23 protein-coding genes are annotated in these 15,647 nt (G+C 46.8%); 19 read left to right on the top strand and 4 right to left on the bottom strand.

The window, feature by feature from the left end; genetic code table 11:
* Nucleotides 1-620: 620 nt before the first annotated feature.
* Nucleotides 621-1,364, bottom strand: coding sequence for a tRNA pseudouridine(38-40) synthase TruA (truA, locus tag Selli1_RS00295; RefSeq protein WP_118636306.1), 744 nt, complete (start codon nucleotides 1,362-1,364; stop codon nucleotides 621-623).
* An 80-nt stretch (nucleotides 1,365-1,444) separates the two neighbouring features.
* Here truA and Selli1_RS00290 point away from each other — a divergent pair, with 80 nt between their 5' ends.
* Nucleotides 1,445-1,924, top strand: a complete 480-nt coding sequence (locus Selli1_RS00290) for an acyl-CoA thioesterase (RefSeq protein WP_242958930.1) — start codon at nucleotides 1,445-1,447, stop codon at nucleotides 1,922-1,924.
* A gap of 13 nt (nucleotides 1,925-1,937) precedes the next feature.
* On the opposite strand, the gene Selli1_RS00285 is transcribed toward Selli1_RS00290, so the two are convergent.
* The gene (locus Selli1_RS00285; protein ID WP_191433594.1) at nucleotides 1,938-2,207 is read right to left on the bottom strand and encodes a hypothetical protein; all 270 of its coding nucleotides are present in this window, start codon (nucleotides 2,205-2,207) and stop codon (nucleotides 1,938-1,940) included.
* On the bottom strand, nucleotides 2,143-2,685 hold the full coding sequence (locus tag Selli1_RS00280; RefSeq protein ID WP_281872003.1) for a hypothetical protein: 543 nt from the start codon (nucleotides 2,683-2,685) through the stop codon (nucleotides 2,143-2,145). Before Selli1_RS00280 ends, Selli1_RS00285 begins: the two co-directional genes overlap by 65 nt.
* A gap of 106 nt (nucleotides 2,686-2,791) precedes the next feature.
* Here Selli1_RS00280 and Selli1_RS00275 point away from each other — a divergent pair, with 106 nt between their 5' ends.
* The 3 genes from Selli1_RS00275 (at nucleotide 2,792) to Selli1_RS00265 (ending at nucleotide 5,126) form a co-directional block, all read left to right on the top strand.
* Entirely contained in the window at nucleotides 2,792-2,950 is a 159-nt protein-coding gene (locus Selli1_RS00275; protein ID WP_281872001.1) for a hypothetical protein, read from the top strand.
* A gap of 151 nt (nucleotides 2,951-3,101) precedes the next feature.
* Nucleotides 3,102-4,169, top strand: coding sequence for a CobW family GTP-binding protein (locus Selli1_RS00270; RefSeq protein ID WP_087252330.1), 1,068 nt, complete (start codon nucleotides 3,102-3,104; stop codon nucleotides 4,167-4,169).
* A gap of 15 nt (nucleotides 4,170-4,184) precedes the next feature.
* The gene (locus Selli1_RS00265) at nucleotides 4,185-5,126 is read left to right on the top strand and encodes a TIGR03943 family putative permease subunit (protein WP_191426740.1); all 942 of its coding nucleotides are present in this window, start codon (nucleotides 4,185-4,187) and stop codon (nucleotides 5,124-5,126) included.
* Between the two features lie 54 nt (nucleotides 5,127-5,180).
* Here the strand turns inward: Selli1_RS00265 and Selli1_RS00260 are convergent, their stop codons facing one another.
* Nucleotides 5,181-5,411 (bottom strand): chorion class high-cysteine HCB protein 13, encoded by a 231-nt coding sequence (locus Selli1_RS00260; RefSeq protein WP_087252332.1) that lies wholly within the window; start codon nucleotides 5,409-5,411, stop codon nucleotides 5,181-5,183.
* Between the two features lie 153 nt (nucleotides 5,412-5,564).
* Here Selli1_RS00260 and Selli1_RS00255 point away from each other — a divergent pair, with 153 nt between their 5' ends.
* From Selli1_RS00255 to Selli1_RS00185, 15 genes are all read left to right on the top strand, one after another.
* The gene (locus Selli1_RS00255) at nucleotides 5,565-6,485 is read left to right on the top strand and encodes a S8 family peptidase (RefSeq protein WP_281871999.1); all 921 of its coding nucleotides are present in this window, start codon (nucleotides 5,565-5,567) and stop codon (nucleotides 6,483-6,485) included.
* Between the two features lie 75 nt (nucleotides 6,486-6,560).
* A complete protein-coding gene (ylxM, locus tag Selli1_RS00250; RefSeq protein ID WP_182466514.1) occupies nucleotides 6,561-6,905 on the top strand; it encodes a YlxM family DNA-binding protein in 345 nt (114 codons plus the stop codon).
* A gap of 1 nt (nucleotide 6,906) precedes the next feature.
* A complete protein-coding gene (gene ffh / locus Selli1_RS00245; protein ID WP_087167827.1) occupies nucleotides 6,907-8,271 on the top strand; it encodes a signal recognition particle protein in 1,365 nt (454 codons plus the stop codon).
* 39 nt (nucleotides 8,272-8,310) lie between these two features.
* Nucleotides 8,311-8,556 carry a 30S ribosomal protein S16 gene (rpsP, locus tag Selli1_RS00240; protein ID WP_087167828.1) on the top strand — a complete coding sequence of 82 codons (246 nt, stop codon included), beginning with the start codon at nucleotides 8,311-8,313 and terminating at the stop codon, nucleotides 8,554-8,556.
* 24 nt (nucleotides 8,557-8,580) lie between these two features.
* Nucleotides 8,581-8,808 carry a KH domain-containing protein gene (locus tag Selli1_RS00235; protein WP_087167829.1) on the top strand — a complete coding sequence of 76 codons (228 nt, stop codon included), beginning with the start codon at nucleotides 8,581-8,583 and terminating at the stop codon, nucleotides 8,806-8,808.
* A 93-nt stretch (nucleotides 8,809-8,901) separates the two neighbouring features.
* Nucleotides 8,902-9,411 carry a ribosome maturation factor RimM gene (rimM, locus tag Selli1_RS00230; RefSeq protein WP_087167929.1) on the top strand — a complete coding sequence of 170 codons (510 nt, stop codon included), beginning with the start codon at nucleotides 8,902-8,904 and terminating at the stop codon, nucleotides 9,409-9,411.
* A gap of 16 nt (nucleotides 9,412-9,427) precedes the next feature.
* Nucleotides 9,428-10,186, top strand: coding sequence for a tRNA (guanosine(37)-N1)-methyltransferase TrmD (trmD, locus tag Selli1_RS00225; RefSeq protein WP_281871996.1), 759 nt, complete (start codon nucleotides 9,428-9,430; stop codon nucleotides 10,184-10,186).
* A gap of 102 nt (nucleotides 10,187-10,288) precedes the next feature.
* The gene (gene rplS, locus Selli1_RS00220; protein ID WP_087167831.1) at nucleotides 10,289-10,636 is read left to right on the top strand and encodes a 50S ribosomal protein L19; all 348 of its coding nucleotides are present in this window, start codon (nucleotides 10,289-10,291) and stop codon (nucleotides 10,634-10,636) included.
* A 69-nt stretch (nucleotides 10,637-10,705) separates the two neighbouring features.
* Nucleotides 10,706-11,278 carry a signal peptidase I gene (lepB, locus tag Selli1_RS00215; RefSeq protein WP_281871993.1) on the top strand — a complete coding sequence of 191 codons (573 nt, stop codon included), beginning with the start codon at nucleotides 10,706-10,708 and terminating at the stop codon, nucleotides 11,276-11,278.
* A gap of 16 nt (nucleotides 11,279-11,294) precedes the next feature.
* Nucleotides 11,295-12,146 carry a ribosome biogenesis GTPase YlqF gene (gene ylqF / locus Selli1_RS00210; RefSeq protein WP_204863849.1) on the top strand — a complete coding sequence of 284 codons (852 nt, stop codon included), beginning with the start codon at nucleotides 11,295-11,297 and terminating at the stop codon, nucleotides 12,144-12,146.
* A 69-nt stretch (nucleotides 12,147-12,215) separates the two neighbouring features.
* Nucleotides 12,216-12,728, top strand: a complete 513-nt coding sequence (gene lepB, locus Selli1_RS00205; RefSeq protein ID WP_405595590.1) for a signal peptidase I — start codon at nucleotides 12,216-12,218, stop codon at nucleotides 12,726-12,728.
* Nucleotides 12,721-13,479, top strand: a complete 759-nt coding sequence (locus tag Selli1_RS00200; protein ID WP_087252335.1) for a ribonuclease HII — start codon at nucleotides 12,721-12,723, stop codon at nucleotides 13,477-13,479. Before lepB (Selli1_RS00205) ends, Selli1_RS00200 begins: the two co-directional genes overlap by 8 nt.
* Nucleotides 13,480-13,492: 13 nt before the next feature.
* Nucleotides 13,493-13,843, top strand: coding sequence for a YraN family protein (locus Selli1_RS00195; RefSeq protein WP_087252336.1), 351 nt, complete (start codon nucleotides 13,493-13,495; stop codon nucleotides 13,841-13,843).
* A 13-nt stretch (nucleotides 13,844-13,856) separates the two neighbouring features.
* On the top strand, nucleotides 13,857-14,750 hold the full coding sequence (gene pgeF, locus Selli1_RS00190; RefSeq protein ID WP_087252337.1) for a peptidoglycan editing factor PgeF: 894 nt from the start codon (nucleotides 13,857-13,859) through the stop codon (nucleotides 14,748-14,750).
* The gene (locus Selli1_RS00185) at nucleotides 14,732-15,625 is read left to right on the top strand and encodes a mechanosensitive ion channel family protein (protein WP_281871988.1); all 894 of its coding nucleotides are present in this window, start codon (nucleotides 14,732-14,734) and stop codon (nucleotides 15,623-15,625) included. The genes pgeF and Selli1_RS00185 overlap by 19 nt, the downstream gene beginning before the upstream one ends.
* The last annotated feature ends 22 nt before the right edge of the window (nucleotides 15,626-15,647 follow it).

Raw genomic sequence — 15,647 nt, 5'->3', positions numbered from 1 at the left:
CAAATAAGATCAGCTGAAGTGGCAGCTGGTCTTATTTTGTGCCGACAGGTGATAATAATAGATGCGAAAAAATGCTTTAACATAAATTTAGCATGAAATTAACGGTATAATTATTGAATCGAATTTGTAATGAAGATAATATTGGATTGAAACAATGTCTCTCTAAAACAGGAGAAAATCGACTTATGTTGAGCTTCTTATAGTTTGGTTGGTAAAAGATATGATTTCATGTTTTTTAAATCTATACGTGATTTTAAGATACAGCATTTATATCGGTTCTTTGATTTTTATCTGTCTTTTTCAGATAAAGCGCAGAAAATGGGGATTGTATACCTGGCGGATCTGTTCAGGCTGCACGGTCGTGGATGTTCTGATTACATCGATATTCAACAAAATGGACGTGCATCTTGCATATGACTCCACGATATTAATGTTTATGAATTGTTTTATAATATCACCGTTTCTGTGGGAAGTCAGTACCTGCAAAAACTGTGGCAGGGGGCTTTTTCTGCTTCCGCTGTTTCGAAACAGATGCCCTTTCTGCAGCAAACTGTTGTATTAAAAAAGGCCGGAAAGAAAAGGTTCAGTCGTGCCCTGTCCTTTCTGGCCTTTTGTCTGTACTATTGTGGATATTCTGCCTCCTGGAAGAACAGGCCCTTTGGATCGATCGGATCAGATGCGGCTTCTTTGCCGTCAAAGATCCGTCCGATATCGTCAACCGGACGCATTCCCTGTCCGATATCCAGGAGTGTGGAGATGATGATCCGTGCCATATTATGAAGGAAGTCATTGGCAGTGATAGTGAATTCCAGTTCATCCCCGCTTCCGTATATGTCAATGGAGAAGATTTCCTTGACTCCGCCTTTTTTCTTTTTAGAGGAAGAGAAGTGCTGAAAATCGTGGCGTCCAACCAGAAGTCCGGATGCTTCACGCATCTTCTCAATATCCGGTTTCTTAAACAGATGATATACATACTTCCGTTCGAATACATCCGGTACTTCTGCAGTGGAGATCCGGTAGATATAGGTGCGTTTCTTTGCATTTAAGGAAGCGTGGAAACGCTCCGGCATATCCTCTACTTCCAGAACAGCAATGTCGGAAGGGAGGTAGCGGTTAAGATAATGCCTGATTTCCCTGGCACTGAGGCTGCAGCCTGTATGGAAATTGACCGTCTGTGCGTAGGCGTGGACTCCGGTCTCTGTCCTGGAAGCACAGAAAAGCTCTGATTTCTGACCGGTCATCCGGAAAATTACTTCAGAAAGTTTTCCGGAAATGGTACTGGAAGTATCCTCGCCGGCTCCGAGTCTCTGCCAGCCGTGGTATCTGGAGCCGTCGTATTCTATTGTCAGTCTGATATTTCGCATAGATTTTACTCCTTTTTTCTTTTGTAGTACCATGATATAATAAAAAAAGGAAAAAAGAAAGTCAAAAAGAGGTTAAAATTATGAGTGAAATCATACCAAAGAGAGTCGAGGATTCCATGGTGGAGACGGTCCATCTGGTGCGGCCTACCCATCTGAATTCAGCCGGCCGTCTGTTTGGGGGCGTTTTGATGCAGTGGATTGACGAGGCAGCCGGTATTGTAGCAAAGCGTCATTGCATGAGCAATATTACAACAGCTTCAGTAGATAATCTCCGGTTCATCCGCGGGGCTTATCAAAATGATATGGTTGTGATCCGGGCGAAAATGACTTATACAGGACACACATCCATGGAAATCAGGGTAGATACCTATGTGGAGGATCCGACCGGCATGCGCCGGCCGATCAACCGTGCTTATTTTACGGTAGTGGCGCTGGACGAAAATGACCGTCCAAAAGAAGTTCCCCGTCTGATAGTCGAGTCTGAGACAGAAAAGGCCGAATGGGAAGGGGCTCTGAAAAGAAGAGAAAACCGCCTGATGAGAAAAGAAGAAGGATTTTAAAGAGGAACTGTATTCAGTTCCTCTTTTTCCATGCAGCATTGACAAAGGCGACCATCTGGTCGATTCGGGCCTGTTCTTCCTTGCTTTTCCCTTCCTTTAAAAACTGGAGAATCAAAGTCATTTCATCCTCGGAAAATCGGATTCCTTTTTGATTTGCCTGAGTGATCAAAGACATCATGACAGGCGCCAGATTCCGGCCTGTTTTTCCCTGTGTCCTGTCAAATGCTGTCCGTATCAGTTCCTGTTTCAGCGGATCCAGGTTCCGGATCGCAGGATTCTTCATCCATTCCGCCCACTGGCTGTCCTTCGGATTCATCTTCAGCTTCGCCTCCTTTTTCAAACATTTGACTGTAGAGATCGAACATGTCGTCCGTGCCGGAAGGCATCATAGACCGGAGCAGATCTGCCGGGCCGGGATGTTCTTCTGCGGGACCGACAGCATTCATCATTTCCATCATGCTCATGGCGGAAAGAGCCATATCGATCTGTTCGGCCTCGTCTTCCTTCATATACGGGCGGAGCTCTTCGAAAATTTCCATTGCGCCCGCCTGTTTTGGCGAGAGACATTCCCCCAGGCCAAAATGAGGGAAGTTCCGGAAATATGCAAGTGTATTATGAAGCTCCATATATTTGATCCAAACAGCCAGAATTTTCTGAGTGCCGGAAGGCAGATAGGGGAGGAACAGCTTCATAATATGAAGATGTTCAGGTACTACCAGCATATCGAAAGGTGTCATGGGAAATGGAGTTTTGTTCTTCATATGTTTGCATCTCCTATCTGATCCGGCGTTGTAAATATATATGTGAATAAAACCGAAAATATGCGGGCATCATATACTGGAAGAAAAAGGAAAAGGAGAATGAGACATGCCAAGAAAACTGATTCTGGACGGGAATACGGTTTATGAACTGGATGAAGAATGCATGCTGCAGCAAAAAAGTTCCGAATATGATAAAGAGACTCTCGCCGTTCACGTTAATAAAGAAGATGAGGAAAAAGCAGTAAGACGTCAGAACAGGAAATAGACCGGAGATGCAATGGATAACGTCTGTTTCAACTGCGGAAATTTTCAGGACCGGAGCAGCCGGTCCTGCTCTTTTTTACAACAGAAGTCTTTTAAAAAAGACAAAAAACTGCTATGATAAAAGACGATGAAAAAAGAAAGAAGGATGCATTATGACAAAAGTAGATATTATCTCCGGCTTCCTCGGAGCCGGAAAGACCACCTTTATCAAACGTCTGGTGACGGATGTATTTCAGGGGGAAAAGATCGTACTGATAGAAAATGAATTCGGAGAAATCGGAATCGACGGCGGATTTCTGAAAGATGCCGGGATCGAGATTACCGAGATGAATTCAGGCTGCATCTGTTGTACCCTCGTGGGAGATTTCAGCGAAGCGCTGAAAAAAGTCGTAGATCAGTATCATCCGGACCGTATCATCATTGAGCCGTCCGGTGTGGGCAAGCTGTCTGACGTGGCAGGAGCGGTCAGAAATGTAGAGGAACACTGCGGAATCGAACTGAACAGCTGTATCACAGTAGCAGACGGAAAGAAAGTAAAGATCTATCTGAAGAACTTCGGTGAATTTTACAGCAATCAGATTGAACATGCCGCAACGATCGTGCTGAGCAGGACCCAGTCCATGACAGACTCAAAACTCAAAGAGGCTGTTGCTCTGATCAGGGAAGAAAACCCGGATGCTGCCATCATCACAACACCATGGGATCAGCTTGACGGGGAAGTGATCCGTAATGCGGTAGAGCAGACTTCCAAGCCGACGGATCTTCTCAATGAAGCATGCCTTCACCATGATCATGACGGATGCTGCCACCATGATCACGAAGATTGCGGCTGCCATGAGCATCATCATGACCATGAAGGACATGGACATGAGCATCACCATGATCACGAAGATTGCGGCTGTCATGAACATCACCACCACGATCATGAAGGGCATCATCATGCAGACGATGTGTTTACAAGCTGGGGAACAGAGACCGTAGAGAAATACGACCGTTCCGAGATTGAACAGTTCCTGGATTCTCTTGCAGATGAAGAAACATACGGTACCATTTTAAGAGCAAAGGGAATCGTCGAGGGAACTGACGGAAGCTGGATGGAGTTTGACTATGTGCCGGGAGAATATGAGATCCGTGACACCAAAGCGGATTATACCGGAAAGATCTGTGTGATCGGAACCGATATCCATACTGATAACATTCAGCAGACACTGCATGTATAGACAGGAGAGTGCCAGATGGAAACAGTAGTAGAACTTTTTACAGGATTTCTGGACAGCGGGAAGACAACTTTAATTAATGAAGCGCTGCACAGCCCGGACTTTCTTGACTACAATCAGACACTTCTGATTGTCTGTGAAGAGGGGGATGAGGAGTACGACGAAGCGTGGCTTAAGAAAAACGGAATCATCAAATACGTGGTAGACGAGGAGGAAAAACTTAATGAATTCTTCCTTGAGGGACTGGAACTGAACTACCGTCCGGATCATGTCATGATCGAGTTCAACGGCACATGGGATCTGAACCGGATGCTGGAGATGAAGCTTCCGCCGGGATGGGAGATTGGAGCAGTACTCTCTACTGTGGATGCAGGCACGGCAGAGATGTATCTTTTGAATATGAGAAATATGTTTCTGGCTCCGCTTCTTTATTCTGATCTGGTTATTGTCAACCGGACAGAGGACGATACGGATAAAGCCAGGATCCGCAGAAGCATCAAGGTGATGAATCCGAGAGCACAGATCGTTTTTGAAAATGAGGACGGAGAGCCGGTTGAGAATACAGAGGAGGATCTGCCGTTTGATCTGAATGCGCCGGTGATCGAGATTGATGAGATCGATTACGGCATCTGGTATCTGGACGCCATGGAGCACCCGGAGCATTACAAAAACAAAAAGCTCAGGTTTCTTGCACAGGTATATAAAAACAAGAAACTGGGAGGTGGATTTTTTGTGCCGGGCCGTTTTGTGATGACCTGCTGCGAGGAGGACATTACATTTCTTGGGTATCTTTGTAAATGTAAAGAGGAGATTCCCTATCAGAACAGAGACTGGGTATTTGTAACGGTTTCGTTCCGGTATGAATATATGAAGCAGTACAAAGAAAAAGGACCGGTTCTTTACCTGGAAGAGGTTCTTCCAGCAAAGAAACCGGCCAATGATGTGGTAACATTTGATTAGAAGAAAAGAGGAGGCGGGATGTTTTACCCCGCCTCCCCTTTTTGTCAGCAGGCACTAGCAGCAGCCGTTGTCGTTATATCCGTTTCCGCCAAATCCGCCGCAGCAGCAGAGCAGAAGGATAATCCACAGGCAGTTGTCACATCCGCCGCCAAAACCGCTTCTTCCGTTTCCTCCGCATCCGCCGCAGCAGCACAGAAGAAGGATGATCCACAGGCAGGAATTACCTCCGAAACCAGAAGAAGATTCGCATCCGCATCCACAGTTTGTTGCACTTAAGTCACTCATTTTTTTGCCTCCATATTTGTTATTTACAATGTTATACTATGTAGCAGGGCTTGTAAGTGTTTCCTTGATTTCAAAATATTTCCAAAGAGAAAATATAAGGCGCTCACACAGAGGTTTTTTCTTGAATAGGATGAAAGAAAAGGAGTTTTTTGCGTGAGACGGGTTAAGGAAAACGTTCATTATTTTTGTGACGATACACTCTTTGGTCATATCGACGGGCACGGGATCACGACGGCGGTGCTGGATACCGGTATCTCACCGCACCCGGACCTGGAGGGACGGATTGTCGCATTTGGTGATATGCTGCATGGAAAAAGGCGGATGTATGACGATAATTCTCATGGCACTCATGTGGCAGGCATCATTGCAGGATCAGGGAAAATGTCGTCCGGAGTGTATGCAGGCATCGCTCCGGCTTCCCGGATTGTGGCCGTTAAGGTGCTGGATCAGAAAGGGGAAGGAAAGATCCGGCATCTGATAGAAGGCATCCGGGCGATCCTGAAAAACCGGGAAAAATGGGAGATCCGGATCGTGAACATTTCGATCGGAACCCTTCCCCACCGTGGAGACGAGGAAGAGGCGGAGCTTCTGCACTGGGTGGACCGGATGTGGGATGAGGGCCTTGTAGTTGTTACGGCAGCCGGAAATTTCGGCCCCAGGAGTGGAACTGTAACGATTCCCGGTGTCAGCAAAAAAGTGATCACAGTCGGAGCGTCCGATGACGGAGAGCAAAAAGACCGGTTTGGAAAAGTCGGGACGAATTACTCCGGCAGAGGACCGACATTCGAGTGCGTCTGCAAGCCGGATCTGGTGGCCCCCGGATCCTATATCCGTTCCTGCAACGGATTCGGACAGAAAAAGAATCAGAAGATGTATTCGGTAAAAAGCGGCACCTCCATGTCCGCTCCCATTGTATCCGGGGCAGCGGCGCTTCTTTTGAGCAAATATCCGGATATGAAAAATGTGGAAGTCAAGCTTCGTCTTCTGATGAGCGCGGATGACATGGGAAAGGATGCAAACATTCAGGGAAGAGGGCTGTTAAACATCGAAAAACTGCTCAATCCAAAGCTGTAAAAAATTTTTTATGGTGTCAAGCATTTCCTCTTGACACCGCATTTTATTTATAGTATGATGTCACAGGTGAGAAACATGGATGAAATCGTAATGCGTGCTCTGCTGTATGATTTTTACGGCGAACTGCTGACAGCAAACCAGAAAGAAATATATGAACAGTTTATGCTGGAGGATCTTTCCCTCGGTGAGATTGCCGAAGAGAGAGGCATCAGCAGGCAGGGGGTCCACGATACGATCCGTCGGTGCGAAAAGACGCTGGAGGGGTATGAGGAGAAGCTCCACCTAATCCGGAAGTTTCTTACAGTAAAAGAGAAGGTACATCAGATTGACCGTCTGCTGGACACCTGGCAGGAAAAGGAGAAAGAGACTCTGATCCGCGAGATCCGGCAGATTTCAGATGAAATCATAGAGGAGTTATAGAATGGCATTTGACAGCTTAACAGAGAAACTTCAGAATGTATTCCGGAATCTGCGAAGCAAGGGACGGCTGACAGAAGAGGATGTAAAGGCGGCCCTCAGAGAAGTCAAGATGGCTCTCCTGGAAGCCGATGTAAACTTCAAAGTTGTAAAGAGCTTTATCAAAAACGTGCAGGAACGTGCGGTCGGACAGGATGTTATGAATGGACTGAATCCTGGACAGATGGTAATCAAGATCGTAAACGAAGAGCTTGTCTCTTTGATGGGGTCTGAGACTACGGAGATCAAGCTGGAACCTGGGAAAGCAACGACCGTCATCATGATGGCAGGGTTACAGGGAGCCGGTAAGACGACCACTACCGCAAAGCTTGCAGGGAAGTTCAAGCTCAAAGGCAAGAAACCGCTTCTGGTTGCCTGTGACGTTTACCGTCCGGCGGCGATCCAGCAGCTTCAGATTAACGGGGAGAAGCAGGGTGTAGAAGTATTTTCCATGGGAGAGAAACATAAACCTGCAAATATCGCCAAAGCGGCCATGGAGCATGCGGCGAAGAACGGAAACAACATTGTAATCCTGGATACGGCCGGACGTCTTCACATTGATGAAGATATGATGGAAGAACTCCAGGAGATTAAAGAGGCAGTGACCGTACACCAGACGATTCTTGTGGTGGATGCCATGACTGGTCAGGATGCGGTCAATGTTGCAAAGGAATTCAACGATAAGATTGGAATAGACGGTGTCATTGTCACAAAGCTTGACGGTGATACAAGAGGCGGTGCCGCACTTTCCATCAAAGCCGTGACAGGGTGCCCGATCCTGTATGTTGGTATGGGTGAGAAGCTCTCCGATCTGGAGCAGTTTTATCCGGACCGGATGGCATCCAGAATCCTTGGTATGGGTGATATCCTCACTCTGATTGAAAAAGCGGAGGCTGACATTGACGAGGACAAGGCAAAAGAGATGTCACAGAAGCTTCGGAAGGCCCAGTTTGACTTTGAAGATTATCTGGAGTCCATGAAGCAGATGAGAAACATGGGAGGCCTTGGAAATATCCTCGGCATGCTTCCGGGAATCGGCGGCATGATGGGAAAGAAAGGTAAGATGCCTGACATTGATTCCGATGATGCGCAAAAGAAGATGGAGCGGATGGAGGCTATCATCTACTCGATGACAGTCAAGGAGCGGAGAAATCCGGATATCCTGACACCTTCCAGAAAGCACCGGATTGCAAAAGGCGCCGGAGTGGACATCTCGGAAGTGAACAAGCTGTGCAAGCAGTTTGAACAGATGAAAAAGATGATGAAGCAGATGCCTGGAATGATGGGCGGCAAAGGTGGTAAAAAGGGAAAATTCAAATTACCTTTTTAACATAAATAAAAGAGAAACAGTATAGTGGAGGTGAAACAAATGGCAGTAAAAATCAGATTAAGAAGAATGGGACAGAAAAAAGCTCCTTTCTATAGAATCATTGTAGCTGATTCCCGTTCCCCAAGAGACGGTAAGTTCATCGAGGAAATCGGTACTTACGATCCGACAAAAGATCCGAGCGTTTTCAAGGTAGACGAAGAAGCAGCAAAGAAATGGTTAAACAACGGAGCACAGCCGACAGAAGTTGTAAGCAAGATTTTTAAAGCAGCTGGTATCGAAAAATAGTCCAGACGTCGGAGGTGCCTGCATATGAAAGAATTAGTAGAAGTAATTGCGAAAGCTCTGGTTGATGAACCGGATCAGGTAGTAGTTACGGAAAAGGTGGAAGGCAGGACTACGGTCATCGAAGTTCATGTGGCAGAAGGCGATATGGGTAAGGTGATCGGCAAGCAGGGCCGTATTGCGAAAGCAATTCGTTCTGTTGTAAAGGCTGCCGCCGCAAAAGAAGACAAAAAGGTAGTCGTAGATATCACTTAAGCAGTGATGTCTGCGGACTGCAAAAGCAAGAACAGGCTGCCATGCCGGGCATGTGCGGGACTGTTCTTCATTTTTATAGAGAAGGAGAAGCGTATGGAACAGTTTCTGCAGGTGGGAGTGATTTCAAGCACACACGGAATCAGAGGTGAAGTAAAGGTCTTTCCTACCACGGATGAGAAGACACGCTTTCAGGAGCTGAAAGAAGTCATACTGGATACAGGAAAAGAACAGATGACGCTGGAGATTGAGAATGTCCGTTATTTTAAACAGATGGTCATTCTGAAGTTCAGAGGAATCGATAATATAAATGATATCGAGCGCTATAAAGGCCGCCCGCTTCTCGTTGCAAGAGAAGACGCCGTGCCGCTTGATGAAAACGAATACTACATTGCCGACCTGATCGGCATGGATGTAGTGACGGAGGACGGTTCCTGTTTCGGACGCCTGAGCGATGTCATGGAAACAGGCGCAAATGATGTTTACATCATTCAGACAGAAAAGCAGGGAGAAGTTCTGATTCCGGCCATCCGCGAATGTATTTTGGATGTGGATCCGGAAAAGAGGCAGATGAAGATTCATCTGATGAAGGGACTGATCCAGTAACAGGAAGGAAACACAGATGAATTTTCACATTATGACATTGTTTCCGGATATGGTAGAACAGGGATTGAAGACCAGTATCATCGGACGTGCCGAGGCAAAAGGTCTGTTATCCATTGACGCGGTCAATATCCGGGATTACGCATTTAACAAGCATCAGAGCGTGGATGATTATCCATATGGAGGCGGAGCAGGAATGCTGATGCAGGCAGAGCCGGTTTTTCAGTGCTATGAGGCCGTCTGTCAGAAGACAAAGGCATCAAAGGAAGGAAAAAGACCGAGGCTTGTCTACCTGTCTCCACAGGGCAGGACCTTTAACCAGGAAATGGCGGAAGAATTAGCGAAAGAGGATGAATTGATCCTGCTTTGCGGCCACTATGAAGGGATTGACGAGAGAGTACTGGAAGAGATTGTGACAGATTATGTCTCCATCGGAGACTATGTCCTGACAGGAGGAGAACTCGCGGCCATGGTCATGATAGACGCAATATCAAGGCTGGTACCTGGAGTCCTTCACAATGATGTTTCGGCAGAGTTTGAGAGTTTTCAGGATCACCTTCTGGAATACCCGCAGTATTCCAGGCCGGAGACGTGGCACGGAAAACAGGTGCCGCCGATACTTCTTTCCGGTCATCATGCGAACATTGAAAAGTGGAGAAGGGAACAGTCAATTATCCGGACTGCTGAAAACAGGCCGGATCTGCTTGAAAAAGCAGAACTTACGGAAAAAGAGCAGAAATTCCTCGAAGAATATAGAAAAAACAGCTTGCAATCCTAAAGACTATATGATACACTAGGACTGTTGTGAGAAGAAAGAGATGGTCCTCTGATACGGTATATCAAGTATTAAGAACGTCAAAAGAATCAAGGAGGTCACACAATGAACGAAATCATCAGAAAGATTGAAGCAGAACAGCTCAAAGAAAACGTACCACAGTTTAACGTGGGAGACACTGTAAAAGTTTACGGTAAAATCAAAGAAGGAAACCGTGAAAGAATCCAGGTGTTTGAAGGAACTGTATTAAAGAAACAGGGCGGAAGCACAAGAGAAACTTTCACAGTAAGAAAATTCTCCAACGGTGTGGGCGTTGAGAAGACATGGCCGCTGCACTCTCCAAACGTAGAAAGGGTAGAGGTAGTAAGAAGAGGTAAAGTCAGAAGAGCAAAACTTAACTACTTAAGAGGCCGTGTAGGTAAGAGAGCAAAGGTCAAAGAATTAGTTAAATAGGACATGGGAAGGGGCAAGGTACATTCATGTATGATTGCCCCTTTTGTGTTAAATAAACAGGTATGTTACATGAAGAAAAGAATACAGTTTGGAAAAGAAAAAAAGCAGATTGATTATGACCTGATCCGTACTGTCGGAATCTGGGCATTTAAAATTATTCTTATATGCCTGCTGGCACTTGTCATTGTGTTTTATTTTGGAAGACAGGTGAAAAATTCAGGAGATTCCATGCGTCCGGCAGTGCTGGACGGGGATATCGTTCTGGTAAACCGAATGATTTATGACGCAAGCAAGCCAAAACGCGGCGATATTATTGTATTCAAGCCAAACGGCAATGAAAACGCCCGATCCTATATCAAGCGGATTATCGGACTTCCCGGAGAGACTGTTCAGATCAAGGACGGGGAAATCTATATTGACGGCGAGAAGCTGGAAGAAAAGTACGAAACAACTGCCATTGAGGATGCCGGAACCGCTTCGGAGGAGATCACTCTGGACGGAGATGAGTATTTTGTTCTGGGCGATAACCGCAGGAACAGTGAAGACAGCAGAATGGCAGATATCGGGAATGTAAAACGTTCCGAGATCGAAGGCAAAGCATGGTTTGTTCTTTCGACAAAAGGAAATTTTGGATTTATATAGATAAAAGGAGGCACCTATGCATTTTCAATGGTACCCGGGTCATATGACCAAAGCGAAAAGAATGATGCAGGAAAATATCAAACTGATTGACCTGATTATCGAACTTGTGGATGCGAGAGTTCCGGTCAGCAGCCGGAACCCGGACATCGATGAACTTGGAAAACAGAAAGCAAGACTGATCCTTCTGAACAAGTCAGATCTGGCATCGGAAGGATGCAACGAAAAATGGGAGAAGTATTTCAAAGATAAGGGCTTTTCCGTTGTGAAGGTGAATTCCAGAAGCGGAGCAGGGATCAAATCCATCAACGGGGTGATTCAGGAAGCCTGCAGGGAGAAAATCGAACGTGACAGAAGACGCGGTATTTTGAACAGACCGGTCCGTGCCATGGTAGTCGGAATTCCGAATGTAGGAAAGTCGACCTTTATCAATTCCCTGGCTGGAAAGGCCTGCACCAAGACCGGAAACAAGCCGGGTGTGACAAAGGGGAAACAGTGGATCCGTCTGAATAAGCAGGTGGAGCTTCTGGACACACCGGGAATTCTCTGGCCGAAGTTTGAGGATCAGGAAGTCGGGATGAAGCTGGCTTTCATTGGATCAATCAAAGATGAGATTTTAAATACAGAAGAGCTTGCTGCAGAGCTGATCCGGCGTTTGCAGGGCAGATACCCGAATCTGACGGAAGAACATTACGAGATAGAGGAAAGCCGGGATCCGTACGAAACACTGCGTTTGATCGCAGAAAAGAAACACTGCCTGACAAAGGGAGGAGAGCTTGACTTAGAGAAAGCGGCTGTATTATTTATGGATGATTTCCGAAGCGGAAAGCTTGGAAGGCTGACGCTGGAAATTCCGGAGGATTACGAATAAGGGGAGACAAAGATGAAACAAGAGGATAAAGAAGAAAAGGGGAAAAGGAAATCAGCTGCGAGGGAAGTGATGGACTGGATCATCTATATTGGCATTGTCCTGCTGCTTTCCTGGCTGATTATCACATTTGTCGGAGTACGCACTGTAGTAGACGGCCGGTCCATGGAGCCGACACTTCATGACGGAAACAACCTGATTGTAGATAAGCTGTCGTACCGTTTCCGTGATCCGAAACGTTATGAAATCATCGTTTTTCCGTACAAATATGAAGAGAATACATATTATATCAAACGGATTATCGGCCTGCCGGGAGAGACGGTCCAGGTGAAAGACGGGGAAGTCTATATTGACGGGGAACTGCTCGGAGAAGACTACGGGGCAGAGCCGATGGAGGATGCCGGAATTGCCGCGGAGCCGATTCAGCTTGGCGACGATGAATATTTTGTCCTGGGCGATAACCGGAACCACAGCTCGGACAGCCGGGACGCCAGTGTCGGAGTACTGAAAAGGGAGGATCTGATCGGAAGAGCCTGGATCCGGATTTATCCGTTTGATGAAATGGGGTTTGTTGTACATGAGTAAAACAATCAAAGAAATAAAAGAAGAGTTCGGGCGAACCCCTGTGGAGAGCTGGAATGCGCTTTATTCGGAATACGAAGGTGATTCCCGTTCCGGCGTTCAGAAACTGCTTCACTCTTTTCGGAAGCAGGAGGAGGCCAGAAAGCAGGAGCTGATACGTCTGGAGGAAATGTGCCGGTACGAAAAGAAATATCAGTCCTATGATTATATCTGTGGGATTGACGAAGTGGGGAGAGGGCCGCTTGCCGGCCCGGTGGTAGCGGCGGCAGTGATCCTGCCAAAGGACTGCCAAATCCTCTATATCAATGATTCAAAGAAACTTTCGGCCAAAAAGCGGGAAGAGCTTTATGGCGAGATCATGGAAAAAGCGATTGCAGTAGGAATCGGGATGGCGGGACCGCAGAGAATTGACGAAATCAATATTCTGCAGGCGACTTATGAGGCAATGAGGGAAGCAGTGAGTAAGCTGACGGTCCGGCCGGATCTGCTGCTCAATGATGCGGTCACGATTCCGGATGTCCTGATTCCACAGGTCCCGATTATCAAAGGAGATGCGAAAAGCATTTCCATCGCCTGTGCCAGTGTTATTGCAAAAGTGACAAGAGACCGGCTGATGGTGGAATACGACAAAGTACTTCCGGAATATGGATTCGCGTCCAATAAAGGGTATGGATCCAAAGACCACATCGAGGCACTGAAAACATATGGACCGTCCCCGATTCACAGAAGCACATTTATCACACACTTTGTGTAACGGAGGATGCCGGATGAATCAGAAAGACAAAGGAAATGCTGCGGAACATCTTGCGGCAGCCTTTCTGGAGAGAAAAGGCTTTCAGATTCTGGAACGGAATTTCCGCTGCCGTGCCGGGGAGATTGATCTGATTGCGAAGGAAGGGGACTGTATCGTTTTCGCAGAGGTCAAATACCGGAGCAGCACGTCTCTTGGACGGCCGGAGGAAGCGGTTGACCAGAGAAAGCAGCGGCGGATCTGCAGGGCTGCACTTTACTATCTTACAACCCATGGGCTTTTGGAGAGCCCGGTCCGCTTTGATGTGATTGCCGTCCTTGGAGAGGAGATCACGCACTTTGAACATGCATTTGAATTTCAGGAATAACAGGTAACAGATTATGAAAACATGGAAAACAACAAACAATCAGAATGATATTGTGTGCCGCACCGGAGCAGGAGACGTTCCGTATCTGTCGTTTCCGCTTCTTGAGCAGAGCGGTCTGGTACATCATGGATTCTCCACCCGCATGGGCGGAGTGAGTACCGGAATCTATGAGAGCATGAACCTGAGCTTCACAAGGGGCGATGAAGATGCATCTGTCCGGGAGAATTTTGAACGGTTCGGCGCTGCAATCGGCGTCCGGACTTCTGACATGGTCTTTTCCAGACAGACACATACGTCCAATGTCCGTATTGTCACAGAGGAGGATCGTGGAAAAGGAATTGTCTGTCCGGTAGATTACGATAATGTTGACGGCCTTGTCACCGATGTGCCGGGACTCTGCCTTGTGACATTTTATGCAGACTGTGTTCCGCTGTTTTTTCTGGATCCGGTCAGGAAGGTGATCGGTCTGTCCCATTCCGGGTGGCGCGGGACTGTGGCAAAAATCGGCCTGGAAACGGTGAAGAAGATGCAGGAAGTCTATGGAAGCCGCCCGGAGGATACTCTGGCATGTATCGGCCCGTCCATCTGCCAGTCATGCTATGAAGTGAGCGGAGATGTCATTGATGCGTTCCGGGAGTCTTTTTCTCCCAGGCTTTGGGAAACACTGTTCTACGAAAAACCGGACGGGAAATATCAGCTTAACCTCTGGAAAGCAAATGAAGTGGTCTTTGCCGAGGCCGGCATTTTGACGGAACACATTGCGGTGACGAATATCTGTACGAACTGCAATCCGGAGCTATTATATTCACACAGGGCGTCCGGCGGCAGACGGGGGAGTCTTGCCGCCTTTCTTGCCCTGAAAGAAACACAGGAGGGAAATCAACCACCATGTATTACACACTTCTGACAGAAAATGTAACAGAGAGGGTAACCGAAAATATTCAGCAGGAAGTCGAGACACAGACAAACTTTGCTGTCAATTTCCTGAATGAAAATCTGCCAAAGGTCATTGAATTCGGAATCGGTGTGATCTTTGCGCTGATCTTTTTTGCGATCGGAAGGGTTTTGATCAACTGGGTACGGAAACTCGTCCGCGCTTCCATCGAACGGTCCAATGCAGACAAAGGGGTAGAGCAGTTTGTGGATTCCTGTCTGAAGACGGGGCTGTACGCAATACTGATTTTAACAATTGTTGTGCGTTTTGGAGTGGATACTTCTTCGGTAGCAGCGCTTCTTGCTTCCGGAGGTGTGGCAATCGGTCTTGCGTTACAGGGAAGCTTGTCAAACTTCGCCGGAGGAGTGCTGATTCTTCTTCTGAGACCATTTACAGTAGGAGACTATATTATTGAGCATACGGATAATCTGGAAGGAACTGTTAAAGAGATTCAGATTTTCTATACAAAGCTTTCCACTGTTGACAACAAGACGATCGTTATACCAAACGGAAGTTTATCAAACAACAGTCTGACCAATGTAACAGCGATGGATCTTCGACGGCTGGATTTTTATGTCAGAATCGGATACGATGAGGATCTGCAGTCTGCTCAGAAGATTATCCGGCATGTAATGGAGCAGGAGGCGGAAGTAATCAAGGATAAAGAGCATACGGTTTTTGTGGATGATCTGGCAGAAAGTTACGTGAGACTTTGCGTAAGACTATGGCTGAAATCCGATGTATACTGGGATATACGGGCGAGTATCATGGAAAAGACGAAACTTGCACTTGACGAAGCGGGAATCCGCTTTGCCGGACAAAAGATGGAAATTGTCATGAAAGAATGACAGAATCATAAAAAGGCGGCAG

The sequence above is a fragment of the Sellimonas catena genome, from assembly GCF_027924685.1.
Lineage (GTDB): Bacteria > Bacillota > Clostridia > Lachnospirales > Lachnospiraceae > Sellimonas > Sellimonas catena.
Note: the sequence above shows the minus strand (reverse complement) of the source record. Positions and strands in the feature narration are given on the sequence as shown.